Here is a 26,235-nt window from a genome sequence, read left to right on the forward strand (position 1 = left end):
AACTCATTATAACAAAAGCTTCGGCAAAGCTATAGATGTTTTCTGAATAAACAAAATAAATATCGAATAAGTTTTCAACAATTTGAAAGTTATCCAAACTCGCTTGTTAATTGTTTGATTTTCAGTACTGATTGTAAAATCATTGGTCGGCGAAGTTTTCTATTTGGAAAATTCAATTAAACAATGAGGTAATGAAATAATTGAAAACTCCAAATGTTTGAAGTGGATTATTTTGCGAAAAAGGTGATTGAATACGCTTTTCTTTTCTTATCTTTGCAAGAAAAAGAATATGGATTCAATAAAGAACAGACGGTCTATCCGTAAATACAAACAGGATGAAATCCCCGCATCTTTGTTAAATGATTTGCTTGAAGAGGCTTTTCGTGCTTCTACCATGGGGAATATGCAACTGTATAGTGTTGTAGTCACTCGTGATAAACGAATGAAGGAAAAGTTGGCACCGGCTCATTTTAATCAGCCTATGGTAACAGGTGCACCGGTGGTTCTTACCTTTTGTGCCGACTTTAACCGCTTTAGCAAGTGGTGCCGGGCACGTAAGGCGGAGCCGGGATATGATAATCCTATTTCTTTTCTGAATGCGGCGACGGATGCATTGTTGGTAACACAAAATTTCTGTACATTGGCAGAAGCGCACGGATTGGGTATTTGTTATTTGGGTACTACAATCTATAACCCAGATCAGATTGTTGAGATACTCCAATTGCCGGAATTGGTGATGCCGGTGGCTACCATAACAGTGGGCTATCCTGACGAATGTCCTTCACAGGTGGACCGCCTTCCTATTCAGGGGATATTGCATGATGAAGTTTACCATGATTACTCGGTCGAAGATATTGACCGTATTTATGCTTATAAGGAATCATTGCCTGAGAATCATCAGTTTATAGAGGAGAATCATAAAGAGACATTGGCCCAGGTGTTTACTGATGTGCGCTATAAGAAGTCTGATAATGAATATATGTCGGGTGTTCTGAAGGAAACATTGAAGAAACAGGGGTTTGAAAAATAATCCGGCCGAATAGTTGTAGTTTAGGCACGAATGACACAGATTAAACACGGATTTTTCATCTTTTCCGTCAATTGTGTGTTATTCGTGCCTAAAAAGTATTCTCCGGAGAATGAAACGTTTTATTTTCTTCTTAGCAAAGCTTCAATTTCTTCTATATCAGCTTTGAATGATTTATCCACTTCTACCTGATCTTTCACGATTTTGCAAGCATGCAGCACGGTAGCATGGTCTTTATTCCCGATGAGCTGACCGATTTTGGAAGAGGAGGCATCCGTATGCTTTTTGGCAAGGAACATGGCCACCTGACGTACCTGCACGACTTCCCTTTTACGTGTTTTGGTGTGGATGGCTGATTCTTCTATTTCATAATGGCTGCATACTTTGGCAATAATGTCTTCAATGGTAATCGGTTTGCTTTCGCAACGGACGGCTTTGCGGACAATGCGTTCTGCCAAATCGATGTCTACATCACGCTTAAAGATGATGGACTGTGCCAACAGAGAGTTGATGATACCTTCCAGTTCGCGTACGCTTTCGTTGACATTCTCGGCAATGTAGTTTACCACAGACTCAGGAATATTCAATCCGTCACGGCGAATCTTGTTGCGGAGAATGTTCTTCCTCAATTCCACATCAGGTTTTTCCAGTTCAGCTACCAATCCCCATTTAAAACGGGTCAGAAGGCGTTCTTCCATACCTTGCAGCATCACCGGTGCACGGTCGGAAGTCAGAATAAGTTGCTTGCCGTTCTGGTGCAGGTGGTTAAAGATGTGGAAGAAGGTGTTCTGGGTTTTAGTTACACCGGCAAATTCCTGAATATCATCGATAATCAGTACATCTATTGTTTGATAGAAACTGATGAAATCATTGAAATGGTTTGTACGCACAGAATCAGTATATTGTACCTGGAACAAATGTGCCGATACATATAATACTCGTTTTTCCGGATAAAGTTCCTTGATGCGTGTACCTATGGCATTGATTAAGTGAGTCTTTCCCACCCCTGACGGTCCGTACAAAAACAACGGATTGAATGTTCGGGCAGGATTCTTTGCTACGGTTTCTCCTACAGTGCGCGAAAACTCGTTGCTGTTTCCTTTAATAAAGTTTTCGAAATTGTAGTTTGGGTTCAAATGCGGATCCAAATCCTGCGGAGCCGGAGCCTGCATCGGGTTGGGAGCCTTATTGCCATCTTTTATAACTGTTTGTGCGGGTAACGCCGAAGAACGCTTCGTTCCCTCTATATTCACAGTTATATGATTGGTCTTGTCTGTCAATATGCAATACATCAACTGCGTACCTTCCCCTATTTCTTTATAAAGGGCTGCACGCAATAAATCCACGAACTTTTCTTCCAGAAACTCATAGAAGAAGGGGCTCGGGACTCCAATGGTCAAGGCGTGGTCTTCGTACTTCAGAGGCACGATAGGCTCAAACCAAGTTTTATAGGTCGTGTCAGGAACATTATCTCTGATGATATTGAGACATCGGTTCCATAAAACGACGTGATCGTTTTCAATCATATAAGACATTTATTATAAAAAGCGAAACTTCTACAATGCAAATTTCGAAATGAAATTCTAGAAAAACAAATCGCTTTTTTCTTGCTTTTTATGTTTAAAAAGTAATCTCTTTAGTTTCAATGACTTATAAAAATCGCTTTAAAGTCTGTCTAGAACAAAAGTTGCACATTTGTAAACTCCTGATTATTAGCTTCCTATTGAGATTTTATTGTGGAGCTATCCTGGTGATTAACTCCGTTTCTTTAAACCTTTCTTCCCTGTTGACAGCCTTTTACTAATCAACAGTGAAAAAAAGGAAATAAGGCTCTATTTAGAATATTTCTATTTTAAGCAGAGGCGTTACTTATCTTTCTTGCCGAACAGCGAGAAGTGTACGTACCGTTTGGGATGTGCCTTCAGGTCTTCAAGCAGGGAAGCTGCATTGGCTGTCGTTGTATTCAAGTTATGGTAGAACGTCGGGTCGTTGAACAGTAAGCCGATGGTATTATCTTTACGGTTGAGCTTTTCGGTCAGTAGTTGTACATTATATAATGTAGAGTCCACTTTGCTGAAAGTGCTTGCATAGTCAATGCCTTTTAAGTTTTCACTGATGACAGAGAAGTTGTCGGTAATGGTAACTAATCGGCCGGTAATCTGCGGCAACTCATTATTCATTAATGAGTTTAGCTGGCGTGTAGTGACATCCAGGTTGGTTGTCAGCTTCTCGGCATTGTGTATGGTTGCTGTCAGTGCCGGGTCTGCCAGAAGTTTGTTCAATGATTGAAGAATGGAATCCATCTTGGGAAGAAGCTGTTCTACTTGGGGGACCAACTTTTCTTCGGCTACTCCCATCAGGCCATTGTTGGTTATTCCGGGTAAAGTATCCCCCGGCTGGAAGAACTCGTTGTTTTTATCGTCCAAGAGGAGGTTCATTTTTACTGTTCCCAGCATTTCGGTAACCAATTCCCCTCTACTTCCTTTGGGGATGCGCATTTCCTTATCTACCTCCACCTCTACCGTCACGTGTCCCGGTTTCTTATAATTATAGTTGATACTTCTCACAGTACCTACTTTAAAACCATTGGCGAATACGGGACTGGAGCCGGCCAAACCGTTTATGTTGGTATATTCTACATAATAATAGTTTGCTGATTGGAACATATTGATTCCTTTCAGGTAATTGATACCATAGATGAGCATGGCTAAAGCAGCGATGCCTATTAATCCTATTTTTACCTCTTTCGTCATTTCTGTTATCTCTTTTATATTATTTATCTGTTTTTCTTAAATTCTTTGATGGCTTCGTTGATATTCATCTTTTTCCCGTTTTTGAAGGCAATGATGAATGCGTCTTTAAATTTGGCAGTAACTTCGCGCTTCATGCGTAATACCTTATTATAGTCGGTGTTTTCGCCATAGGTGTATTTATAGAGTCCTTTTTCTTTATAATAGCTTACCGGAGAAAGTCCTTTTAACTGTCTGCTGCCTTTGGGCAATACCTTGTCGGATACCAATATCTGTATCTTGAATACCGGTTTATGGATGACTGCCGGTTCGGATGCACTGTCTGGTTCATCAGTCGGTGTTTCTGCTATAGCTTCCTCCGGTTTCTCTTCCGGTTCAGGCAGTTCCTGTTGCTGCACTTTGCTACGGCTGATGGGTGCGTCGTGTTCGCGCTTATAGTTTAAGAAAGCTTTGTAAATGCTGTTTGCCAAAGCTTCGCTACCCGCTTCAGACAGAAGATATTGTTCTTCATCGGGAGTAGAGATGTAGCCAAGCTCTACCAAAACGCTGGGCATGGATGTCTCACGAAGTACAAGAAATCCCGCCTGGTGTACGCCTTTGTCTATGCGGCGTGCCGAAGTCTTGAATTGTTTTTGTATCAGAGTGGCCAGTTTTACACTCTTCTCCATGTTCTTGTCCTGCAGGAATTCAAAGATGATGTAACTTTCCGAAGAGTTCGGATTAAAACCGGCATAGCGTTGCTGATAATCATCCTCTATTAAAATAACAGAGTTTTCCTTTTTAGCGACTTCCAGATTTTCTTCCGTTCGATGTAGACCGAGGGTATAAGTTTCCGCACCTCTGACGGTACGCCCGCGGGCTACCGAATTGGTATGAATGGAAATAAATAAGTCTGCTTTGGCGTTATTGGCTATTTGTGCGCGGCGGTCCAAAGGAATAAACACATCGGTGCGACGTGTGAATATGACTTTTACATCTTTACAGTTGTTCTGTATCAGGCGTCCTACTTTCAGCGCCACATTCAGATTGATATTCTTTTCCTTTCCGCGTCTGCCGATAGCACCGGGGTCATGGCCGCCGTGACCGGGGTCAATGACAACAGTGAAGTCCTTTCCTTTGGCTGTCAGACAAAGAAAAGGCAAGACTAGCGCAAGGCTACACAACAGAATTATTATTTTAAGTCTATCGGTTCTCATATTAATTAAGGTGCAAATGTAGCGATTTTTAATGAAAACTTGGCTTTTACCCTCAAGTTTTGTGTTTTTTAGTAGAAAGATGCCATAAAACCCGAAAAACAGACGAGTATTTGGTTGATTTTCTATTACTTTGCATCCCCAAATAATCTATAATATGCTTAAGTTTCTGAAGAATTGGACGTTGCCGTTGGCAATGCTTGCCGGAGCTATCGGATATTTCCTATTAGCTAACGTCACTATTTTGGAGCCGGTAAAACCTTTTGTGAATGGGCTGATTGTGGTCTTGACTCCTTTTCTTATCTTCGCACAGTTGTTGCTCACTTTCTGTAAAATTGAGCCTAAGGAGCTCATACCCAAGGCATGGCATGCATGGTTGTTGTCTATTCAGGCAGTGTCGAGCGGCATTATTGCTTTGTTGCTGATTCTTTGTCCGATGGCGGAGGCTTACAGAGATATTTTTGAGGGGGCAATGGTGTGTCTGATTTGTCCTACAGCTACAGCGGCGGCTGTCATTACAGGAAAATTGGGAGGAAGTGCTTCTACGCTTACTACTTATACATTACTTTCGAATATATTGGCGGCAATAGCGGTGCCGCTTGTGTTTCCGCTTGTAGAGCCTCATGCCGACATTACCTTCGTGATTGCCTTTCTTAAGATTCTGAGCAAAGTGTTCCCCTTATTACTTGCTCCTTTCTTTGTGGCATTGTTGCTTCGTTATTATATCCCGTCTTTGCATCGACTGTTATTGAAGTATCATGGGGTTGCTTTTTATTTGTGGGCGGTTGCGCTGACCATTGTAACGGGGCAAACTGTGCGCTCGCTAGTTACCAGTACCGCCGATGTTTCCATCGAGATAATGATTGCTTTGGCGGGACTTGTCACTTGCTGTCTGCAATTTTATTTCGGTAAAAGGATTGGCAGCGCCTATCATGACCGAATCAGCGCGGGGCAGGCATTGGGACAGAAAAACACAGTGCTTGCCATCTGGATGGCAGTGACTTATCTCAATCCTTTATCCTCTGTCGGTCCCGGTAGCTATGTCGTGTGGCAAAACACGATTAATAGTTATCAGTTGTGGAAAAAGAGAAAAAATGAGATGAAATAACAAGTGTAAGATATGGATATTCTATGATAACTACAAAAGAAGAAAGGTAGGAGGTAATACTATGAAGACAGAATTTACAATCAGGCAAGCTCAACAGCCAGATGCGGTTGAACTGAGAGAGTTATTTCAAAATACAGTTCTTGTGATAAACAGGCGTGATTACTCACAAGCGGAAGTTGAAGATTGGGCATCGTGCGGAGATAATCTTTCTAAAATAGAAGATATGATAAAGACCCACTATTTTATTGTAGCTGTTAATCAACAGTCGCAAATCGTTGGCTTTTCATCTATTACGTCCCAAGGCTATTTACATTCTATGTTTGTCCACAAGGATTTTCAAGGTAAAGGTATTGCTACGATGCTTTTGGAAGAAATAGAACGGTATGCAATTACATCCGGGATTATGCGGATTACATCCGAAGTGAGTTTAACTGCCCGCCCTTTCTTTGAAAAAAAAGGTTATGTAGTAGAGGAAGAACAAAAGCGCAAGGCGAATCAGCTTTCTCTTACTAATTTCTGGATGGCAAAGGGAGTAGCTAAAGTCAAGCCTTTGTAAGGTCGTATTCCTGCTTGTGGTGTCTTTGTGGAGATGTCCCCTATATACAAAAGAAAAAGACCTTGCGAAGGAGTCGGGTTAATCAGAAACGGTTGAGTGAGATAGACGAAGGGGTATTGGGGGGAGTACTATAACAAAAAGGTTACAGATTAAGTGTAGTACGTTCCTTTACTATATATCCAAAACTGACAGCCGACAGAAAGCACGCTTCTGCACGTACGTCCTCGTAGGGCTACACGTATATACGCGCAGGCCGATGCATACGTACGTGTAGGTCAATGCATACGTACGCGCAGGCTTGTGCCACCGTATGTAATGCAATTCCGGTTTCAGCTGTTTTTTTTGAAAGGTTCATCCGGTTGTTCGAAGGTTTCGCCCGACTTCGTTCCTACATTCATTTTATCCTAAATGCTTTGTTTACAACCTTCTTGGCCCAATCCGTTTCCATTTTCATTTTTTATTTCTATCTTTGTCCTGCAAAAGAAAAACAAAACTTACATTTTACACAATATCTAAAAAAATAGTTTATGAAATCAGTTAACCGAATCTATTTAATGATGATTCTTTGTTGCGTATGTTGTATAAACATAGCACAAGCTGCCATTAATCCCAAACCTTTTGTCGTCCCTGAGCTGAAAGAATGGAAAGGAAACGAAGGCAAATTTATTCCTACAGAACAAACTCGTATTGTCTATCCCAAAGGAAACGCTGAATTGCAGCGCATCGCCCGTATGCTGGCAGATGACTGCAATACTTTATTTAATCATACTCCGCAGATAGTGGAAGGGAAAGGAAAGAAAGGCGACCTCATTCTTTCACTTAAAAAAGACAAATCATTAGGGGAGGAAGGATACACCATCCGCGTTACCGACCGAATTGAGCTGACTGCCCCCAAAGCAATCGGTGTATATTGGGGAACACGTACCCTGCTGCAGATAGCCGAACAAAACAAAGAAAATCTGGCTCTTCCCAAAGGTGAAATCCGTGATTATCCCGACTATGCCATGCGTGGATTTATGATTGATTGCGGACGAAAATTCATTCCTCTGTCTTATTTGCGCGATTATGTGAAAATCATGGCATACTACAAAATGAACACGCTGCAAATCCATCTGAATGATAATGGGTTTAAACAGTATTTTGAACAGGACTGGGACAAGACGTATGCAGCTTTCCGCCTGGAATCGGATACTTATCCCGGACTTACGGCACGTGACGGATTCTATACCAAAAAAGAATTTATCGATTTGCAGAAGTTGGCAGAAGATTGTTTCGTCGAAATTATCCCGGAAATAGATGCACCTGCCCACACATTGGCATTCAGCCATTATAAACCCGAGATAGGAAGTAAAGAGTATGGAATGGATCATCTGGATTTGTTCAATCCCGAAACATATAAATTCATGGACGGACTCTTTAAAGAGTATTTGGAAGGAGAAGAACCTGTCTTCCGTGGCCCACGCGTACATATCGGCACAGATGAATACTCAAATAAAGACAAGAAAGTAGTAGAAAAATTCCGTGAGTTTACAGACCATTATATTCGTTATGTAGAAGGCTTCGGAAAACAAGCTTGTGTATGGGGAGCATTGACACATGCCCAAGGAGAAACTCCCGTGAAAGCAGAAAATGTAATCATGAGCGCCTGGTATAACGGATATGCAGATCCCAAAGAAATGGTCAAGCAAGGATACAAACTGATTTCCATTCCCGACGGATTTCTTTATATCGTACCTGCCGCCGGTTATTATTATGATTATCTGAACACGGAAGAACTATATAACTCCTGGACTCCTGCCCATGTAGGTAAAGCCGTTTTCGACGAAAAAGACCCTGCCATTCTGGGAGGTATGTTTGCAGTATGGAATGACCATGTAGGAAATGGTATCTCTACCAAAGATATTCATCACCGCACTTTCCCTGCTTTGCAAACTTTAGCCGTAAAAATGTGGACAGGAACAGCAACTTCACTTCCGTATAATGAATTCGACCGCATGCGCGAGGCATTGAGCGAAGCACCGGGAGTAAACCAAATGGGACGCATCGGCTGTGCTCCGGGACTGGTATACGAACAAGCTAATGTTGCTCCTAAAAGCCGCACGCCACATCGTGAAATCGGTTATGACTATCGTGTGACATTTGATGTGGAAGGCGCAGCAGAAACTTTGGGAACCGAACTGTTCCGTTCGCCGGATGCCGTATTCTATCTGTCCGACCCCATACGTGGAATGTTAGGTTTTGCACGCGACGGATACTTAAACACATTCAGTTACAATATCCAACCGGGCCAACGTTTAAATATCGGTATAGAAGGAGATAACAAGGCTACACGTCTGTTCATCAATGGAAAATTAGTAGAAGAATTGAATACCCAGCAACGCTTTTTCGATAAAGAAGGAAAAACAAAAATGAACTATGTTCGCACACTGGTATTCCCATTAGAACAGGCAGGAGCGTTCAAGAGTAAAATATCCAACTTGAAAGTTTACAGGAAATAAGCTAAAATCGACCGTCTATTATTGTTCAGACACGGATTTTACGGATTCAAAAGATTCGCTCTTTATTGTCCGTAAAATCCGTGTCATTTATTCATGAAGAACAGGAGTTATTTCTTAGCGCCACGATTATTATTATTCTTCTTCATTCCTTGCCTTTTACCCATTTCCTTTTTCATTTTATCACCGGTTCTTTTTTCCATATTATACATTTTCTGTATTTGTTTCGGTGATAGGAATTTACGGAATTCATTGTAATACTTCTCACGAATGTCCAGCATCTTACGGCTTTGGGCAAAACGAGCCTTTATTGCCTGGTCTACTTCTGCATCCGTAAGTTCAGAACGGGAAGTACGCGGATTCATATTACGGGTAGCACGCATTTCCTCCATATATTTGGTGTATACAGGTTTAAACTTAGCGGTCTCCGCATCATCCAATGCCAGTGCATTTATAATGTGATTACATTGCATTTCCTGCAACTGTTCTTGGCTGAACTGCTTTCTGTCCGTCTTTCCTTCTTTCTTACCCTGTGCAAAAATTGCCACTTGACTACCCATAAAGAGGGCTACCAACACCATAAAAAACTTTTTTGTCTTCATAATCTGTTACTTTTTAAATAAATAATTAATTCATAAATATATCATACTCTGATAATTCCACCCATTCCTCCAACTCATCATCCGGCATTTCTGCGATAAAATTATCTATTGCATCCGAATATGAGCAATCAATATCGGTCGCAACAAGTAAAGGGTTGGAAGATACTTGTCCCGCTTCCGGATTCGCAGCCGGGAAGAAAACCAATCCTAACACCATCGCTGCCGCCGCCAGTGTAGCCGCAATCACCAACTTCATCCGAGGTTGTTTTTTACGGTTCTCCACTTTTATACGTGCCGACACCTGTGTCTGCATCCGGTCAAAGAAACCATCCGGTGTGCGATAAGGCATCTGCTTTCCAATGTTTTTAAAATCAAATTCTTTCTCCATCCTGTCCTTAATTATTAGTCATATATTCTTTTATTTTCTCTTTGGCATAATGATAGTTCACCTTCAACGTTTCTGCCCGCGTATCAGTTATCCGGCTAATTTCCTCATAATCCAGTTCATCATAATAACGCAGGTTGAACACGATACGTTGCTTTTCAGGTAACGAAAGAATGGCTTGTTGAAATTTCACTGCCATTGCATTATCGTAATCCACATAATCGGATGCCATCAATTTATTCATCAATTCCTCTTGCACTTCCTCGGCCGAAACAGCCTGCTCTTTCCGGTTGTTCAAGAAACGGAGGCATTCATTGGTTGCAATCCGATACATCCATGTGCCCAGCGAGCTCTCTTCCCTAAACCGGTCAAGGTGACGAAAGACACGGATAAATACTTCTTGAAGGATATCCTCCGCATCTTCGTGGGCTACCACCAACCGTCGGATGTGCCAATATATAGGCTGTTGGAAATGTTCCATCAGCAATTTGAATCCACGTTCCTTATCAGAAGTGCAAGCTTCTCGGATTTTATCTTCATTTATCATCTGTTTCTTGCAATGTTTATCGGTTAGAACCTTTAAATGTGACGAAGTTAAATGTGTAACGACGGATTTTGCATTAATTAAGTATCCGATGCATATTTCTTCCAAACAATAACAATTGTAGGGAAATCCCTATCGTCAAATAGGGAAAAGAATCCAATTATATCGAATTTCCCTTTCTATCTTTGCCTACACATAAAAACAACAGTATATGAAAAGAGTAAAAGAAACACTAGCTATTTTCTTGTTAAGCCTTGTTCTCGGAAGTTGCGGGAGCTTAATGGACAATAACATATTACTATCCATTCACAAAGGTATGACACAGGAAGAAGTGACTAAACTGCTGGGACGCCCCGATTATCGTCGGTTCGACGAACAAGGAGAGCAATGGGAATACAGGAAGGGAGAAGGACTAGGACGCTATGGAACCACCATCCTGATTGATTTCAAGAACAGCCTGGTTAGCAATTTGGATTCTTTTGAGAGTGTCCCCACTCCTCCTGCGGTGGCAGTATGTCCTCCCGCTCAAGTGGAATCGACAATTGCTCCGCCTCGTCCGCCGCATCACGATGGATACCGCCCTGGTTATCCCCAAATAATGGGTGACAATGATTTCCAACAATTATACAATAAGGTAAAGCAGAAACCTTTCAAAGACGACCAATTGGATATATTGTCATTGGCTGCCGAGCGCCGCTGGTTCAGCTGCCGACAGTGTGTGAGACTTATGTCTATCTATACCTTCGACGATGACAAATTGAAAGTGCTGAAAATATTGGCAACCCGCATTGTAGACAGAGAGAATTATGATGAGATTATCAACTCACTTGACTTTCTATCCAGTGAAAACAAAGCCAAAGAAATGCTTGGCATTTCAAAAAGACGATAGTCATTTTTTTCATCCGTATATAATAAAAAAGTCCTGCCATAATCTACTTAAAACAAATAGTAGCTATGGCAGGCATTCTTCAGAAAAGGCAAAGGGAATATGCCCTATCATCAAAGATTACTTTATGCCTTGATAATACGGATTGGGTTGGGTAGGAACAGGCGCATTTGTATCATCAATCCACTTCATAAGCTTGTTATAAAGTTCTTCTTTTTTTTGAGGATTGAGTTCTGCCATATTCCTTGTCTCTCCTAAATCTTCTTTCAGGTTATACAATTCCATTGACTTGTCCTCGTAATTATAAATCAATTTCCAATCACCCGAACGAATACTCGAATAAGGTCGGGCTCTGAAGTCCTTACCGCCATTGAGATACGATTCCAGATATGCCGGAAAATGCCAAAATAAATCCCGCTCCGTCTCCTCATTTTCCACAACTTCAAAGATATCTTTTCCATCCAGATTTCCCGATGTCTCTCCCTTGGCAAGGTGGACAAAAGTAGGATAAAAATCTACTCCGATGACCGGAACAGAAGTGCGTGTGCCGGCCGGTATCTTTCCGGGCCATCTGATAATCAAAGGTACACGCGAGCCCCCCTCGTATGGCATCCCCTTTCCGCCATGAAGCGGATAATTATCAGTCACCGGTTCGGAACCGCCATTGTCGGAATAGAATATAATAATGGTATTCTCTTCTATTCCCATCTCTTGAATGGCACGACATATTTTTCCTACTCCATCATCCAGTTTTTCAATCATCGCAGCATATACAGGATTAGTGTGGTACTTTCCTACAGGTTTGTTCTTGTATTTATCAACAACCGCTGCAGGAGCCTGCAAAGCCGTATGGACTGCATGGTGAGAGAGGTGAAGAAAGAACGGACCTTCTTTGTGGGATTTTATAAAAGAAACAGCCTCATCCGTCAAACGGTCGGTAAGGTATTCTCCCGGTGTTCCTTCCTCCAATCCCAGATGGCACTTTTTTTTATCGGGCAGGCAATAAGGATAGAAATAAGAATAAGGCGCTCCGGCCCGGTTTCCTCCGACATTCCAAATGAATCCTTGCGAAAGAGGACCTGTCCCGTCTGCATCATCTCCCAAATGCCACTTACCGATATGACCGCACCGGTATCCCTGTTGCCGGAGTGCTTCAGCCATTGTCACAAAATCGGCACGTACATCATCTGTATTGGCGATTGGGACTAATTTTCTCAGCCTACGGTCGCCCCGGTCGGGAGGACTAACGGTATATACACCGTGACGGGGTGTGTACATGCCTGTCATCATACAGGCCCGGCTGGGTGCAGAGTTTGCTGCAGCAGCATAGGCGTTATCGAAAAGCAATCCTTCTGCGGCCAAGCGGTCTATATTCGGAGTTTCATAATAGTCACTTCCCATCACTCCCAAATCAGTCCAGCCCAAATCATCCGCAAGAATGAACACGATATTAGGTTTGGCTTCCTTTACACTTTCTGCCGCAAGGAGTTGCTGCATTCCTACTGTACATAAGAGCGTGGCATTAAACCACATTTTCTGGTTTCCCATTTTCACTTCTGTTTTTAAAGAAAAGAGGCCACCTCTTACTAATTGCTTAGTTGAGCCGGCCTCCCATCTGCTTGTTTTTTATATACTATTCAAATTACCAGCCCGGATTCTGTTCCAGAGCAGGATTCAATAATATTTCGGTAGTCGGCACCTGATATAAGTAGTATTTTTCCAACCAGCCTTTTCCTTCTTTCAGAGGGTCATTGAAAAGATAAAGATAGCCTTCGGACATTGTACCTGATGTACCATCGGAATAACCCGTTTCAGGATTATACAATGTCATACTGTTACTTACCGCATCCGCTTTACTCATCCAGAGTCCGGTTGCCGGTCTGTTCAAGAACCAGGGAGCCATACGCCAACGGCGGATATCGTAGAATCCGAATCCTTCACCCATCAGCTCAATGATACGCTCGCGCCGAATTTCCCACAATACAGGATCAACCAAGATACCGGTATCATTTCCTTTGGGATAATATTTTCCGCGATTGACATCAAAGTTATCATCTATTTCGGCCACCACCATCTTTGCCACACCTGCACGCCCACGCAATTTGTTGACTGTGTTGTCGGCGACGGTTTGGTTAAACGCTCCCAATTCAAATTTGGCTTCAGCTTCGTTCAATAATACTTCTTCAATCTTGAAAATCGGTTTGTCCGCCGTATTCAGGTTGCCATTATTGAAGCTGGTTTCCCAATTGTCCCAATTCTTCCATACATAGTAACCCGAGCGACAAGTCACAAAGGCTCCGGTTCCCAGTCGGGGAATGGTAGGTACGAGGGATGCACTCCAGTTCTGTCCCGGCAAACGTTTCATGCCGATACCCGGATTGCTACAGCTGGTATTGGCTCCCATAATGTCGATATATTCGCGGTCGGCCTCATTGTCGGTATACGACCAGGTGCGGTATGTACCTCCACCGGCTTTTACTTTATAAGGAGGTATGACGGTGTGATACATACGCGGGTCGCGGTCGCGGAAGGTGGCATACATATCTTTGTCTCCATGATAGCCCGATTCTGTATTCAAGATAGGTTTACCGTTCTTCATCAGATACAAGTCTACCGTTTTTTGATTCATTTCCACATAGTGTGAAGAAGTATGTTCGATATAGGAAGCGCCCATCGGATTGATATCCGCCACATATTGTTTATACAGAATAATGCCGGGAACGGTACTTAAGTCCTCTGTAGTCCACATTTCACCATATCCTGCCGCCGGCTGTCCGTCCGTTCCGGTATAAAGAGTAGGATAAGCGCTCATCAACAGCTCCGAAGCGCGTACGCATTCTTGCAAATACTTATCATAATCTCCCAGTTCATGATACTTTCTCCATGTACCTTCGCGCAAGCCAAAACGTGAAATGGCCACTTGTATGCACGCTTTGTTTATAGTGTTTTCTCCATCTTGCGAGGTGAAATCGCCGATATTCTCTTCAGCCCATTTCAGACGTTCCAATACTTTGTCCGCCACTTCTTTTCTGTCCATGCGGGGTCCATAGACTTCGGGGGAATCTTCTTGCAAGACCTGATCGACCCAAGGCACAGCGCCAAAGCGGTCTATCAACTCCATATACCAGAAGGAATGGAAGAAATAACCTACCGCACGCCAATGGTTTTTCTGTGCTTCAGTCATACTGGAATCATCAATATGTGAAAGCATGATATTGATCCGGCGAATGAATGAACTGAAATTCCAGCCATTGCCCGATGCGACACTAGCCACCGTCTGATAGGCAAAATCATTATAACCGCTTTCGTATTTCTGTTCAAAATAGCCGGCATCCATATCGCCCTTGTATTGTCCGTTTTGTCCCCAGCTGTTCAAAGAAGTACGGATGGTATTATTCGTAAACATTTCATAGCAAGGCCACATAAAAGCCTTGAAGTTATCGTAGGAATTAAATGCGTTTTCTTCTGTCAAGTCCGTAACAGGGGATTTTTCCAGAAAACTATCATTACAACCAGAAAGGCTGATTCCTGCGATGATAGCCAAACTTATAAATAGTTTTTTCATATACTCGTACTAATTTTAGGTTTATAATGTGACATTAAGCCCGAAAGATATGGTACGGAATGCCGGATAGTTCCATGACAATGTTTCCGGGTCAATACCTTTCGGCAATGATGAGAATGTAGCCAGATTTTCAATGCTGACAAAGGCCTTCAACTGCGACAAGGATGCTTTTGTTATCCATGCTTTCGGGAAAGTATAGGACAATGTAACATTCTTGATACGGAAATAGGAAGCATCTGACAAATATTTATCTGACTGACGGTAGTTAGAGGCCTGATTACCATAGTTACCATAAATGCGCGGGAACTCGGCATTAGGATTTAGAGCTGTATAATCCCCATTGGCTGCATCTACCGGCTGCCAGTAATTACTCAGGTCTTTATATAAAGCGATAAACTTGAAGTCTGAATACAAGGGGAAAGTCAGCGTATTGGCAATCCATGAGTCACGTTTGCCCGTACCTTGCATAAATACATTCAAATCGAATCCTTTGAAGTTTGCTCCCAACGTAATGCCATACAGATAGCGCGGGGTATTATTGCCAATCACTTTACGGTCGCCCGGATTATTCACTGTATTGTCTCCGCTCGAAATCATATTGGTGCCTCTTTCGTCATCCATCAGATTTTTAAACTTCACGTCACCCGGACGAGGATTATAACCATCAATAGTGGCAACGCCGTCCTTCAATTTCCACGAAGAAGTATCTGTAAAATCATCTACAGTATAGAATCCATCAAATTCATATCCCCAGATTTCACCCAGTTCCTTGCCCTCATAATAATTCCAGAAAGTACTTCCATCACTCAGTGAACTGGTCAGGATATTCGATTCATTGGAATTATACTTCATAATTACAGACTTGCTGTCCGACAAGTTGAAACCGACACGGTAACCCACTTTGCCAATCCGGTCGCGCCAATTAAAGCTTAGCTCCCAACCGCGGGTGCGCATATCTGCCGTATTCTGATAAGGAGCATTTGCACCGACAACGCCCGGTAATTGCATACCCGGAGCCAACATGCCGTTTGTATTGCGCTGATACCAGTCGAATGTACCGGTGAAACGGTTGCTAAACATAGAGAAATCAAGGCCGATGTCGAATGTTCCTACCTTTTCCCAAGTAAAATTACTACTAACCAAAGCAGGAAGAGAATTGATAGCCGTCACATAACTACCGCCGGACAACCAACCGTTGTACTTATTGGTCATGCTCATTGTGGGAATAAAAGAATAAGCCGGTACATTCTGGTTTCCAATCATACCATAAGAAGCGCGCAGTTTCAAAGAGCCCAACCAGCTCTGTGCACCCTCCATAAACTTTTCCTGAGCAATATTCCAACCTGTGGAAACAGACGGGAAGAAACCGTAACGAGAATCTTTCGGGAACTTGGAAGAACCGTCATAACGGCCGTTCACTTCCAATAAATATCTATCTTTATAACTATAGTTCACACGGAAAAATCCGCCACGTACTGCATATTCATTATATTTATCGGTAGCTTTCAACAGGCTGGAATCGCCCGAGCCTAATGAAGGCACTTCAACCACTGCCTGTCCGTATGAATATACTTCCATTGTTTCACGATAACTTGATTCCTGATTAAAACCGCCCATTACTTTAAATTTATGCTCTCCCAAACTAAAGTCATAGGTTGCATACAGGTTTATTGAATTATAATCGGTATATCTCTTTATCTTCCGCAGATAATCACTGGTCGGAGTCGTATTCTTGCCACCCTGAATGGTTGTATAGTCTACACTTCCGGTATACCAATGATAATCATATATATTTTTGTCGAACGTATATTCGAATGCTACCTGAAAACCTTTGAAAGGTTTCAAAATAGACTTCAAGAAAATACGTGGATTATCATATAATGTTTTTGCAGGGTTAGACCAACGAATCTGATTACTAGGAGTATTGAACGGTAGGCCGGCAGACCCTGCCGTTGATATGCCTTCAGGCATCGTTCCTTCAGGATGGTAGGATCCCAAGCGTGTTGAATATATTGCACCCAAAGCCGATGAAGGTTCCATATTCTTAGTGTGTGCATAACTAAATGTTGCCTCTTGGGTAAACCACTTAGTAATATCTGCAGATATAAATCCACTCACATTCATACGCTCATATTTATCTTTATTGGTGATAAGCACACCGTCGTGCGAAATATAGCCGCCCGACAAACGATAGCGCAATTTCTCGGTACCGCCTGTCATGGAAATATTATGAGTCTGCTGAAAGCTGGTTTCAAGCATGTTTTTCACCAAATCCTTTTCATTCAAATAATATACACCACCCTCTTCATCTTTATAAATACCATCGCCTACCGTCGGGATGGAAGAAGGATTGTTGCGGTATTGTTCCAGATAGCCCAACCATTTGCTCACACTCGGCGATCCCATTGTCCAAAACTGATCTCCGGCAGCATCCGAATATGCCTTCAAATACTCCGTCAGAGGAGCTTGCTCAGGCAAATTCATCGCTGATGCAAACGCAAAATTATTATTGTAGTTTAATTGGAAATTAGTTTGCCCTTGAGGACGTTTGGTGGTAACCAAAATAACACCGCCAGCAGCACGTGCGCCATAAATGGCACCCGAAGCTGCATCTTTCAATACAGTAATAGTCTCGATGTCTTCGGGATTAATCATGTCCAAATCCCCTTCCACATTATCTATCAAAATCAAAGGACTAATGGTATTGCCATAAGAGCCGTTGTCATTCTTGATACCTACAGAGTATGCTCCGCGAATCTGGAAAGACTTGCTCTTACCGGGAGCATTACCATTGCTGGAAACCAGCAAACCCGGAACAGTTCCTTGTAATGCATCTGCCGCTTTAGACAACGGACGATTACCTATCACTTCGTCCATCTTTACAGAAGCGACAGCACCGGTCAGGTTGGCTTTTTTCTGAGAACCATAACCCACCACTATTACTTCATCCAATGTCTCCGTGTCTTCATGAAGAACAATCTGAGCCGTTTTGGAATCACTGATTGTTACCACTTGCGGTTTATAACCGATATAAGTGATTTGTACTTTCACCGGTAATTGCGACACCTCCAAAGAGAATTTTCCGTCAAGGTCTGTAATACAACCATTCGTTGTGTTTGCCACCATCACAGAAGCTCCGATAATCGGTTCCTGAGCGGCATCTACAACGATTCCGGAAATGGTAGTCTGTTTGGCCTGTTGCGGTTTATAAACAGAAATACGTTCTCCTTCTACTTCATAACGTATATTCTTGCCGGCAAATAAAATCTCCAGCACTTCCTTGACACTTTTGTTCTTCACATCGATAGAAATCTTCTGGTTCGTATTGATATCATTGTTACGAACCAAAAAAGAATAACCCGTCTGTCTTTCAATTTCATTGAAGACTTGATTCAAGGATACAGAACGCTGCTGCATGGAAAATCTTGCCTCTTGAATAGGCAATGCAGCAAAAGCGACATTTCCCCATAAAAGGAATGAAGCTGCCCATGCCAGAGGGACCCAATGCCCCCTGCGAGTCTTGCAAAAAGTTTTTTTCATACTTAGAATTATTAGTTAACAAAAATATTTAAGGTGTACCTATAGGTACGGTTTTACATACTATCTATCAGCAATAACCACGGTTTTCCCCTTCCTTCTCCAGACAAATTTATTATCTACATCCAGATAAGAAAGAACCTCATCCAAAGTCAGGTCCGCATCTATACTACCGGAAAAATATTCCGTATTCACCTTTTGGGATTGGATTAGAATCTGAACATCATATTTTTTTCCGACAGTTTTCAAGATATGAAATAAGGTTTCGTTTACAAAGACAAGACGTCCTGTTGTCCACATCACTTGAGAACCGGCATCTACACCCCTTACAGACAAGATATTTTTTGCCTTGTCATACACAGCTTGTTCATTGGGCAAGAGGTAAAACTTATCAGTCTCATCCGAAGCCATGGACACCTTGACCCTTCCTTCCAAAAGACTGACTTTTATGTTGGGCTCGTCCAGGTAAGACGATACATTAAATTTGGTGCCAAGTACCTTGATATTCAAATCCGCCGCATGAACGATAAAGGGCTTTTCCGCATCTTTTGCCACTTCAAAGTACGCTTCCCCATTCAGATAAACCTCACGTTCAGCCTTATTCTGAAATGATGCATCATACTTTATGATTGTACCTCCGTTGAGGTAAACCAATGTGCTGTCCGGCAATATCAGTTTGGATTGCGCACCCTGAGGTATTTCTATTTGGCAGTAGGAAACAGGCGGGGCAACCACTTCTGCCGAATGATTGTTCAAATAAATGAAACTAATGCTAAAGCCAATCAGTAATGTGACCATTGCAGCAAAGCTACCAACTCTCATCCTTCTAAATAAAGTACGCTGTGGAGAGGAACGAAGACCTAACTTTTCACGCAAAGACTCAAGGTTCTGCTCCTTCCTCCGTTCAAACCAAGGCACAGAAGCAATGGCATAAGCACGTGACATTTCACGATACTTCTCCCGGCAGGAAGCATCTGTATGTAATAATTCGGTCATCCTCTGTATATCTTCAGGCGTTATATCACCTTTCAGATAATCCAGCATCAAGCCATCAAACTCATGTATTGAATTGCTCATTCTGTTGGTTTTGTATTACTAACTATTAATAATACACGCGCCATCTTAAAAGCATTTAATAAAATACGGACTTTTTTTTATTATCTATTTAAAAAAGAAAAAATAAGAGAATTCCGACCCGTGAACCCAACTTCTCCTTCAGCTTGTCCATCGCATTTTTAATATGTACGCGCACAGTGTTGACAGAGATTCCATTCTTTTCAGCAATCTCCTGCGGAGTAAGTTCAGAATAAAGATATTGTTCAAAAATAGTTTTGCACTTATCGGGAAGGGAAGTAATTACAGCTTGTACCTGACGCTCCAAGTCGGCCTGTTCCATTTCTTTTAAAGGACTACATTCACTCATGCAATATTCTTCCTGATATTCAAGTAACGTTTCACGATATTCATCCACCACGCGCTCACGGCTATGGAGTGAACGCAAATAATTCAAACATCCGTTTTGCACACTGCGCACTAAATAAGAATGAATAGGAAATAATAAATCACCACGTTTATACCACAATTTCATAAAGACTTCATTCACTATATCCTGAGCCTCCTGAGAATTGAAGATATAAGAATTAGCACAAGCACATAAATAAACGAAATAGTCATTATAAAGACGCTCGAAAGCCTTTACATCGCCTTTATTTATTCTGTCAATTACTGCTTGATTTATCATTTTCCGTTCTTCGTTTTCTATCACGAAGCACAAATATACAGCTTTTTTAATGACTTTTAATCATATACGGTGATTATTTTACGAAAAGAAGAAGTGTAATGAACAGCATTTGCAAGAAATTGGAAATTAATGAAAAGAAAGAAATTGGAAATCAAAAACAAAAGATTACATTTGCATATAAACCAAGGCTTAAACACCATGAAAGAAATCAAACTGGAAATCAATATCGAAGCACGTAATTATGACGAATTAACGGAAGAAGACCGTAAATTGGTGGATGCAGCGTGCGAAGCAACACAAAGGAGTTATGCACCTTATTCGCATTTTTCGGTAGGAGCCGCCGCCCTGCTGGAAAACGGCGTTGTGGTAACGGGAACCAATCAGGAAAATGCGGCCTATCCTTCCGGATTATGTGCCGAACGCACTACTCTATTTTATGCCAATTCCCAATACCCCGACCAAGCGGTAAAAGTGCTTGCCATTGCCGCACGTACCGAACATGACTTCCTTGACACTCCTATTCCTCCTTGCGGTGCCTGCCGGCAAGTGTTACTGGAAACTGAAAAGCGGTTTGGACACCCAATGCGCATCTTACTTTACAGCAAATCAGACATTTATATCATGAAAGGGGTAAGTGCTTTGTTGCCTTTGTCCTTCGACGGAGATTATTTAACAACGGATTAGATACCTGTCCGCCAATATATTTTTTTGTATTAGCATTTTTCATAAAAGACATGCGTACGCATAAGCCTGTGCGGACGTATGGGCTCTGCTGTATGCTGTCCAACCGGACAGATACAAAAAAGTTTTTTATCCGCCGTAAAGAGAATGAATAATCCTTTCATCATTCTCGAAAAAAAGAAAGATTCTTTCCGAGTGTCGACTCTTTTTTGTATGTTTGCGAGAACAAAACCAAAATGAATTCAATAATCTAAAAAGAAAACCATGAAAGTCAAGAAAATAACTACATCTGTTAATGATGCACAAGCTGTGCCCCAAGTGCTGGACAATGAAGGCGTATCATTTCAAAAGATAGATACTGTAAATTGGAAAGAATATCCTTATCACCCTGAAGCTGCTTTTCGCATTGCGCATACGGCTGATTCCATTTTAATACATTATAAAGTGACCGAAGGCAGTGTTCGTGCCAAATATGGCGAAGATAACGGAGCGGTCTGGACTGATTCATGCATGGAGTTTTTTTCTATTCCTGCAGACGATGGTGTGTATTACAATATGGAGTGTAGCTGTATCGGCACATTTCTGGTTGGGGCAGGAGCTGGGCGGAATAATCGGGAACATGCACCGCGTGAAGTGATGGAAAAAGTGTCCCGTTGGTCGAGCTTGGGCCGTACACCTTTTGAAGAACGGATAGGGGAATGTACGTGGGAAGTGGCTTTGGTCATTCCTTATGCCGTATTCTTTAAGCACCGGATTACTTCATTGGACGGGCATACGGTGAAGGCTAACTTTTACAAATGCGGTGATGAATTGCAAACTCCACATTTCTTGTCGTGGAACCCCATTAATATAGAAAAACCGGATTTCCACAGACCCGATTTCTTTGGTTCCTTGGAATTTGAGTAAAAACGTGAATTATTTGAAAAAGAATACATACTGCCGGATAAAATCAGTATGTTTGCGAGTAACAATTTAAAATGAGAAAATTATGACAGCAATTATCGTGATTGTAGTAGTCGTTATCTTGGTGGCCTGGTTGGTTTCCATGTATAATTCATTGGTTAAAATGCGTAATAACCGCGAGAATGCGTTTGCAGACATCGATGTTCAGCTAAAGCAGCGCCATGACTTGGTCCCTCAGTTGGTGGAAACTGTAAAAGGATATGCGGCTCACGAAAAAGATACGTTGGAACGGGTTATCAATGCTCGCAACGGGGCTATCGGTGCCAAAACCATTGATGAGAAAATTGTAGCAGAGAATGCCTTGTCTTCTGCTTTGAGTGGATTGAAAATAACATTGGAAGCCTATCCGGACCTGAAAGCAAACCAAAACTTTCTTCAGTTGCAGGAAGAAATAGCCGATTTGGAAAATAAGCTTTCTTCCGTGCGCCGTTATTTTAATTCTGCTACAAAAGAATATAATAATGCAGTAGAGACATTCCCTTCCAATATTTTGGCAGGTATGTTCGGTTTCCGTAAAGAAGTGATGTTTGACTTGGGAGAGCAACGCGCTACTTTGGAGGAAGCTCCTAAAATTAAATTTTAAGGACGATGCAATATGTTGGCATACACACACAGCAGAGCAGGAATAACCTTCGTTCGCTGCTTCTGCTCTGTTTGTTTCCCTGCCTGGTAGTGGGGCTTTTGTTTGTGTTTTGTTATTTGCTGGTTTATTTGACACAAGGTGATGCCCCCCATTATTATCAGGTGAGTGTCACCGACCGGTCAATGGCTTTATTTATAGAAATGGCTCCTTATGTATTGGGAGGCGTATTCATTTGGTTTCTGATAGCCTACTTTGCCAATACTTCCATCATCAATGCTGCTACGGGCGCCCGTCCTTTGGAGCGGAAAGAAAATAAACGTGTTTATAATCTGGTGGAAAATCTTTGTATGAGTCAGGGGATGCCGATGCCTAAAATCAACATTATAAATGATGATTCACTGAATGCCTATGCCAGTGGTATAAATAAGAAAAGCTACACCGTAACATTGTCTAAAGGCATCATTGAGAAACTGAATGATGAAGAACTGGAAGCTGTTATCGCCCATGAATTGTCCCATATCCGTAATCATGATGTACGTTTGCTTATCATCTCCATCGTGTTTGTGGGAATTTTCTCGATGTTGGCACAGATAGCATTGCGCTCCGCTTATTATTCTTCTTTTACACGTAAACGTGATGACAAAGGAGGGGCGGCCTTGATTATTCTGTTGACTATGTTGGTTGCGGCTGTCGGATATTTCTTTGCCATATTGATGCGTTTTGCCATTTCGCGCAAACGCGAGTATTTGGCAGATGCAGGTTCGGCGGAGATGACGAAGAATCCTTTGGCTTTGGCAAGTGCTTTGCGTAAGATATCGGCCGATCCTGATATAGAAGCGGTGAAGCGTGAAGATGTGGCCCAGCTCTTTATTCAGCATCCGGGAAAGCAGGCGGAGAGTGCATTGAGTGGGCTGAGCGGACTGTTTGCGACACATCCTCCTATCGAAAAACGAATACAAATATTGGAACAATTCTAGAAGATGAAAACGACGCTTGGATATATTATTCTTATGGTGCTGTGCGGATGCTGTTTCTTTACGGCACAGGCTCAGACGCGTAACCGCCAATACGAAGAATACATTCATAAGTATAAGGATATAGCTATTGAGGAAATGAAGCGTTATCGCATCCCTGCCAGTATCACACTGGCACAGGGGCTGTTGGAATCGGGGGCCGGAAAAAGTACTTTATCCCGTAAGTCGAACAATCATTTTGGCATTAAGTGCGGGGGAGACTGGACGGGACGTACGGTGCGTTATGATGATGATGCCCGTAATGAATGTTTCCGTGCTTACAAGCATCCGCGTGAGTCATACGAAGACCATTCCAAATTTTTGAAAGGGCGTTCGCGTTATGCTTCTTTGTTTAAGTTGAAGATAACGGATTATAAAGGTTGGGCGCATGGACTGAAAAAAGCCGGATATGCAACAGATCCCCGCTATGCCTATCGTTTGATTGACATTATCGAATTGTATGATTTGCATAAATTCGATACTCGTGACGGTATCAAGTGGATGAAAGAATTTCCAAACCCACACCAGCCTTATTTGGCAAATGATTTGCTATATATTGTGGTGCGTAGCGGGGATACTTTTAAAAGCCTGTCGAAAGAGTTTGGTATCAGCCAGCGTAAACTTAGAAAGTATAATGACTTGTATAAAGGATATGTATTGAAACCGGGAGATATTATCTATTTGGATAAGAAACACCGTCGTGCCGACAAAGAGCATATTGTCCATGTGGTACGTCGTGGAGACTCCATGTATTCCATCGCACAGAAATATGGAATCCGTCTGAAGAATCTATATAAAATGAATAAAATGAAGCCTGAGGATGCAGCACCGAAGGTGGGGGAAATATTGCGTCTGCGATGAAACGGAACCGGGAGGATGTCCGTTTGCAGAAGTTTAAAAACGTACAGGGTGTTCGATATCGGACACCCTTTCTTTTTTGTTTGGTGTTGATAATCAAACTATTGTTCCTTTGGCATGAATGTTGCTTCATATTTGATACGGAAAAAAATAATAAAACAACAATAGAATTATGGACAGAGAAATTCCAAAAGAGGTACGTGATAAAGAGCGTAAGAAAATGTTGGTTAAATATGGTGCGATAGGCATTGCCGGCGTTGTATGCATAGCTTTGCTGATTTCTTTTATGCGGAGCAGTGTGAACCGGAAGGATCTGGTATTCTCGGAAGTGGATAGCGGGATAATAGAAGTAAGTGTGAGTGCTTCCGGTAAGGTGGTTCCGGCTTTTGAGGAAATTATCAATTCGCCTATCAATACCCGTATTGTAGAAATCTACCGGAAGGGGGGGGATAGTGTGGATGTGGGAACACCGATTCTTAAGCTGGATCTTCAGAGTACGGAGACGGAATATAAGAAATTGCTGGATGAGGAGCAGATGAAGCGTTATCAGTTGGAGCAGTTGAAGGTGAACAACAATACTTATCTGAGTGATTTGGCAATGCAGGTGAAGATTTCTGCCATGAAATTGAACCGTATGGAAGTGGAACTTCGTAATGAAAGATATTTGGATAGTCTGGGGTCGGGAACTACGGATAAAGTGCGTCAGGCTGAATTGAACTTTAATACGGGAAAGTTGGAGCTGGAACAGCTCCGCCAGCAGTATGCGAATGAAAAAGAAGTTAAGGCAGCCGACCTCAAAGTGAAGGAATTGGAATTTAATATCTTTACAAAGAGTCTGGCCGAAATGAAGCGGACATTGGATGACGCCCAAATTCGTTCGCCGCGCAAAGCCATTCTTACTTATATTAATAATCAGGTCGGTGCACAGGTCCCGCAAGGCACACAGGTGGCTGTCATCTCAGATTTGAGCCATTTTAAGGTGGAAGGTGAAATAGCCGATACGTATGGCGACCGTGTAGCGGCAGGAGGACGAGCCATTGTTAAAATCGGTAATGAAAAACTCGAAGGCACCGTGAGCAGTGTCACACCGCTGTCAAAGAATGGTGTAATTTCGTTTACCGTTCAGTTGGTGGAAGACAATAACAAGCGTCTCCGTTCAGGACTGAAAACAGATGTATATGTAATGAATGCCGTGAAAGAGGATGTGATGAGAATAGCAAATGCTTCTTATTATGTAGGCCGTGGCGAATATGAATTGTTCGTGCAGGACAGTGATAATGAGATTATAAAGCGTAAGGTACAGCTTGGCGACAGCAACTTTGAATATGTGGAGGTGGTGAGCGGACTGCAACCCGGTGATAAAGTGGTGGTCAGCGATATGAGCAACTATAAGAACAAGAACAAGTTGAAAGTCAAGTAGGGACAGTTACAACATAAACGAAGAAATAAAACTCTCTCTTTAATAATAAGTATTTCATAGGGGGATTGACGGAGAACCCGGGTCTTTTGCCGGGTTCTTGGTTTTAATCAACCTTCAATCTATATTCGTTCTCGATATGATTATACTTTATGTAAAACAGGCGTGGGAAATGGTGAAACAAAACAAATTGTTCACCTCCATTTATGTAGCTGGCACAGCCCTTGCCATTGCCACTACCATGATTATGGCTGTTTATATACCGGCACGTAATATCAGCCGCATCAGACCGGTAGATGCGCTTCGCGATGAATAAAATAAACATTTTAAT

23 protein-coding genes are annotated in these 26,235 nt (G+C 42.2%); 12 read left to right on the plus strand and 11 right to left on the minus strand.

Features of this window, described 5'->3' with window-relative positions:
- Positions 1–289 precede the first annotated feature (289 nt).
- Entirely contained in the window at positions 290–1,030 is a 741-nt protein-coding gene (locus IR173_RS06465) for an NADPH-dependent oxidoreductase (RefSeq protein WP_237038854.1), read from the plus strand.
- A 119-nt stretch (positions 1,031–1,149) separates the two neighbouring features.
- Here the strand turns inward: IR173_RS06465 and dnaA are convergent, their stop codons facing one another.
- The 3 genes from dnaA to IR173_RS06480 all read right to left on the minus strand — a co-directional run bounded on the left by dnaA (position 1,150) and on the right by IR173_RS06480 (position 4,973).
- Positions 1,150–2,553 carry a chromosomal replication initiator protein DnaA gene (gene dnaA / locus IR173_RS06470; RefSeq protein WP_237038855.1) on the minus strand — a complete coding sequence of 468 codons (1,404 nt, stop codon included), beginning with the start codon at positions 2,551–2,553 and terminating at the stop codon, positions 1,150–1,152.
- A gap of 339 nt (positions 2,554–2,892) precedes the next feature.
- Positions 2,893–3,780 carry an MlaD family protein gene (locus tag IR173_RS06475; RefSeq protein WP_237038856.1) on the minus strand — a complete coding sequence of 296 codons (888 nt, stop codon included), beginning with the start codon at positions 3,778–3,780 and terminating at the stop codon, positions 2,893–2,895.
- 23 nt (positions 3,781–3,803) lie between these two features.
- A complete protein-coding gene (locus IR173_RS06480; protein WP_237038857.1) occupies positions 3,804–4,973 on the minus strand; it encodes an N-acetylmuramoyl-L-alanine amidase family protein in 1,170 nt (389 codons plus the stop codon).
- 154 nt (positions 4,974–5,127) lie between these two features.
- On the opposite strand from IR173_RS06480, the gene IR173_RS06485 reads away from it, so the two are divergent.
- The 3 genes from IR173_RS06485 to IR173_RS06495 all read left to right on the plus strand — a co-directional run bounded on the left by IR173_RS06485 (position 5,128) and on the right by IR173_RS06495 (position 9,132).
- On the plus strand, positions 5,128–6,078 hold the full coding sequence (locus tag IR173_RS06485; protein ID WP_237038858.1) for a transporter: 951 nt from the start codon (positions 5,128–5,130) through the stop codon (positions 6,076–6,078).
- Positions 6,079–6,139: 61 nt separating this feature from the next.
- Positions 6,140–6,634: a GNAT family N-acetyltransferase gene (locus IR173_RS06490; protein ID WP_237038859.1), complete on the plus strand. Its 495-nt coding sequence runs from the start codon at positions 6,140–6,142 to the stop codon at positions 6,632–6,634.
- A 527-nt stretch (positions 6,635–7,161) separates the two neighbouring features.
- Positions 7,162–9,132 carry a family 20 glycosylhydrolase gene (locus IR173_RS06495; RefSeq protein ID WP_237038860.1) on the plus strand — a complete coding sequence of 657 codons (1,971 nt, stop codon included), beginning with the start codon at positions 7,162–7,164 and terminating at the stop codon, positions 9,130–9,132.
- 107 nt (positions 9,133–9,239) lie between these two features.
- Here the strand turns inward: IR173_RS06495 and IR173_RS06500 are convergent, their stop codons facing one another.
- Genes IR173_RS06500 through IR173_RS06510 form a run of 3 tightly spaced genes read right to left on the minus strand, consistent with a single transcriptional unit; the run spans position 9,240 to position 10,663 of the window.
- On the minus strand, positions 9,240–9,731 hold the full coding sequence (locus IR173_RS06500) for a hypothetical protein (protein WP_237038861.1): 492 nt from the start codon (positions 9,729–9,731) through the stop codon (positions 9,240–9,242).
- A gap of 25 nt (positions 9,732–9,756) precedes the next feature.
- A complete protein-coding gene (locus IR173_RS06505; protein WP_237038862.1) occupies positions 9,757–10,119 on the minus strand; it encodes a hypothetical protein in 363 nt (120 codons plus the stop codon).
- A 7-nt stretch (positions 10,120–10,126) separates the two neighbouring features.
- Positions 10,127–10,663 carry an RNA polymerase sigma factor gene (locus tag IR173_RS06510; RefSeq protein WP_237038863.1) on the minus strand — a complete coding sequence of 179 codons (537 nt, stop codon included), beginning with the start codon at positions 10,661–10,663 and terminating at the stop codon, positions 10,127–10,129.
- Positions 10,664–10,871: 208 nt separating this feature from the next.
- Here IR173_RS06510 and IR173_RS06515 point away from each other — a divergent pair, with 208 nt between their 5' ends.
- Positions 10,872–11,549 (plus strand): DUF4476 domain-containing protein, encoded by a 678-nt coding sequence (locus tag IR173_RS06515; protein WP_237038864.1) that lies wholly within the window; start codon positions 10,872–10,874, stop codon positions 11,547–11,549.
- Positions 11,550–11,666: 117 nt separating this feature from the next.
- Here the strand turns inward: IR173_RS06515 and IR173_RS06520 are convergent, their stop codons facing one another.
- From IR173_RS06520 to IR173_RS06540, 5 genes are all read right to left on the minus strand, one after another.
- A complete protein-coding gene (locus tag IR173_RS06520) occupies positions 11,667–13,043 on the minus strand; it encodes a sulfatase (RefSeq protein WP_237039008.1) in 1,377 nt (458 codons plus the stop codon).
- Positions 13,044–13,188: 145 nt separating this feature from the next.
- Positions 13,189–15,111, minus strand: coding sequence for a RagB/SusD family nutrient uptake outer membrane protein (locus IR173_RS06525; RefSeq protein WP_237038865.1), 1,923 nt, complete (start codon positions 15,109–15,111; stop codon positions 13,189–13,191).
- 21 nt (positions 15,112–15,132) lie between these two features.
- Complete coding sequence (locus tag IR173_RS06530; RefSeq protein WP_237038866.1) at positions 15,133–18,651, minus strand: TonB-dependent receptor; 3,519 nt, start codon at positions 18,649–18,651, stop codon at positions 15,133–15,135.
- A 60-nt stretch (positions 18,652–18,711) separates the two neighbouring features.
- Positions 18,712–19,725, minus strand: a complete 1,014-nt coding sequence (locus IR173_RS06535) for a FecR domain-containing protein (RefSeq protein WP_237038867.1) — start codon at positions 19,723–19,725, stop codon at positions 18,712–18,714.
- A gap of 88 nt (positions 19,726–19,813) precedes the next feature.
- Entirely contained in the window at positions 19,814–20,389 is a 576-nt protein-coding gene (locus IR173_RS06540) for an RNA polymerase sigma-70 factor (protein WP_237038868.1), read from the minus strand.
- A gap of 198 nt (positions 20,390–20,587) precedes the next feature.
- Here IR173_RS06540 and cdd point away from each other — a divergent pair, with 198 nt between their 5' ends.
- The 7 genes from cdd to IR173_RS06575 all read left to right on the plus strand — a co-directional run bounded on the left by cdd (position 20,588) and on the right by IR173_RS06575 (position 26,220).
- Positions 20,588–21,073, plus strand: coding sequence for a cytidine deaminase (cdd, locus tag IR173_RS06545; RefSeq protein WP_237038869.1), 486 nt, complete (start codon positions 20,588–20,590; stop codon positions 21,071–21,073).
- Between the two features lie 261 nt (positions 21,074–21,334).
- Positions 21,335–21,976: a carbohydrate-binding family 9-like protein gene (locus IR173_RS06550; RefSeq protein ID WP_237038870.1), complete on the plus strand. Its 642-nt coding sequence runs from the start codon at positions 21,335–21,337 to the stop codon at positions 21,974–21,976.
- Between the two features lie 82 nt (positions 21,977–22,058).
- The gene (locus tag IR173_RS06555) at positions 22,059–22,616 is read left to right on the plus strand and encodes a LemA family protein (protein WP_237038871.1); all 558 of its coding nucleotides are present in this window, start codon (positions 22,059–22,061) and stop codon (positions 22,614–22,616) included.
- A gap of 5 nt (positions 22,617–22,621) precedes the next feature.
- Positions 22,622–23,593 carry a M48 family metallopeptidase gene (locus IR173_RS06560; RefSeq protein WP_237038872.1) on the plus strand — a complete coding sequence of 324 codons (972 nt, stop codon included), beginning with the start codon at positions 22,622–22,624 and terminating at the stop codon, positions 23,591–23,593.
- Positions 23,594–23,596: 3 nt separating this feature from the next.
- Positions 23,597–24,490, plus strand: a complete 894-nt coding sequence (locus IR173_RS06565) for a glucosaminidase domain-containing protein (RefSeq protein ID WP_237038873.1) — start codon at positions 23,597–23,599, stop codon at positions 24,488–24,490.
- Positions 24,491–24,659: 169 nt separating this feature from the next.
- Positions 24,660–25,907, plus strand: coding sequence for an efflux RND transporter periplasmic adaptor subunit (locus tag IR173_RS06570; RefSeq protein WP_237038874.1), 1,248 nt, complete (start codon positions 24,660–24,662; stop codon positions 25,905–25,907).
- A gap of 136 nt (positions 25,908–26,043) precedes the next feature.
- Positions 26,044–26,220, plus strand: a complete 177-nt coding sequence (locus IR173_RS06575) for a hypothetical protein (protein ID WP_237038875.1) — start codon at positions 26,044–26,046, stop codon at positions 26,218–26,220.
- The last annotated feature ends 15 nt before the right edge of the window (positions 26,221–26,235 follow it).

The sequence above is a fragment of the Phocaeicola faecalis genome, from assembly GCF_021730445.1.
In the GTDB taxonomy this organism is placed as follows: Bacteria; Bacteroidota; Bacteroidia; order Bacteroidales; family Bacteroidaceae; genus Phocaeicola; species Phocaeicola faecalis.

Excerpts from the sequence above, each read along its gene's own strand:
- IR173_RS06520 (WP_237039008.1), bottom strand. The coding sequence starts at position 13,043 with ATGCAGCAACTCCTTGCGGCAGAAAGTGTAAAGGAAGCCAAACCTAAT.
- IR173_RS06560 (WP_237038872.1), top strand. The coding sequence starts at position 22,622 with ATGCAATATGTTGGCATACACACACAGCAGAGCAGGAATAACCTTCGT.
- IR173_RS06530 (WP_237038866.1), bottom strand. The coding sequence starts at position 18,651 with ATGAAAAAAACTTTTTGCAAGACTCGCAGGGGGCATTGGGTCCCTCTG.
- IR173_RS06555 (WP_237038871.1), top strand. The coding sequence starts at position 22,059 with ATGACAGCAATTATCGTGATTGTAGTAGTCGTTATCTTGGTGGCCTGG.
- IR173_RS06485 (WP_237038858.1), top strand. The coding sequence starts at position 5,128 with ATGCTTAAGTTTCTGAAGAATTGGACGTTGCCGTTGGCAATGCTTGCC.
- IR173_RS06565 (WP_237038873.1), top strand. The coding sequence starts at position 23,597 with ATGAAAACGACGCTTGGATATATTATTCTTATGGTGCTGTGCGGATGC.
- IR173_RS06575 (WP_237038875.1), top strand. The coding sequence starts at position 26,044 with ATGATTATACTTTATGTAAAACAGGCGTGGGAAATGGTGAAACAAAAC.
- IR173_RS06505 (WP_237038862.1), bottom strand. The coding sequence starts at position 10,119 with ATGGAGAAAGAATTTGATTTTAAAAACATTGGAAAGCAGATGCCTTAT.
- IR173_RS06495 (WP_237038860.1), top strand. The coding sequence starts at position 7,162 with ATGAAATCAGTTAACCGAATCTATTTAATGATGATTCTTTGTTGCGTA.
- IR173_RS06535 (WP_237038867.1), bottom strand. The coding sequence starts at position 19,725 with ATGAGCAATTCAATACATGAGTTTGATGGCTTGATGCTGGATTATCTG.
- IR173_RS06500 (WP_237038861.1), bottom strand. The coding sequence starts at position 9,731 with ATGAAGACAAAAAAGTTTTTTATGGTGTTGGTAGCCCTCTTTATGGGT.
- IR173_RS06570 (WP_237038874.1), top strand. The coding sequence starts at position 24,660 with ATGGACAGAGAAATTCCAAAAGAGGTACGTGATAAAGAGCGTAAGAAA.
- IR173_RS06510 (WP_237038863.1), bottom strand. The coding sequence starts at position 10,663 with ATGATAAATGAAGATAAAATCCGAGAAGCTTGCACTTCTGATAAGGAA.
- cdd (WP_237038869.1), top strand. The coding sequence starts at position 20,588 with ATGAAAGAAATCAAACTGGAAATCAATATCGAAGCACGTAATTATGAC.
- IR173_RS06475 (WP_237038856.1), bottom strand. The coding sequence starts at position 3,780 with ATGACGAAAGAGGTAAAAATAGGATTAATAGGCATCGCTGCTTTAGCC.
- IR173_RS06480 (WP_237038857.1), bottom strand. The coding sequence starts at position 4,973 with ATGAGAACCGATAGACTTAAAATAATAATTCTGTTGTGTAGCCTTGCG.
- IR173_RS06515 (WP_237038864.1), top strand. The coding sequence starts at position 10,872 with ATGAAAAGAGTAAAAGAAACACTAGCTATTTTCTTGTTAAGCCTTGTT.
- IR173_RS06490 (WP_237038859.1), top strand. The coding sequence starts at position 6,140 with ATGAAGACAGAATTTACAATCAGGCAAGCTCAACAGCCAGATGCGGTT.
- IR173_RS06465 (WP_237038854.1), top strand. The coding sequence starts at position 290 with ATGGATTCAATAAAGAACAGACGGTCTATCCGTAAATACAAACAGGAT.
- IR173_RS06550 (WP_237038870.1), top strand. The coding sequence starts at position 21,335 with ATGAAAGTCAAGAAAATAACTACATCTGTTAATGATGCACAAGCTGTG.
- dnaA (WP_237038855.1), bottom strand. The coding sequence starts at position 2,553 with ATGATTGAAAACGATCACGTCGTTTTATGGAACCGATGTCTCAATATC.
- IR173_RS06540 (WP_237038868.1), bottom strand. The coding sequence starts at position 20,389 with ATGATAAATCAAGCAGTAATTGACAGAATAAATAAAGGCGATGTAAAG.
- IR173_RS06525 (WP_237038865.1), bottom strand. The coding sequence starts at position 15,111 with ATGAAAAAACTATTTATAAGTTTGGCTATCATCGCAGGAATCAGCCTT.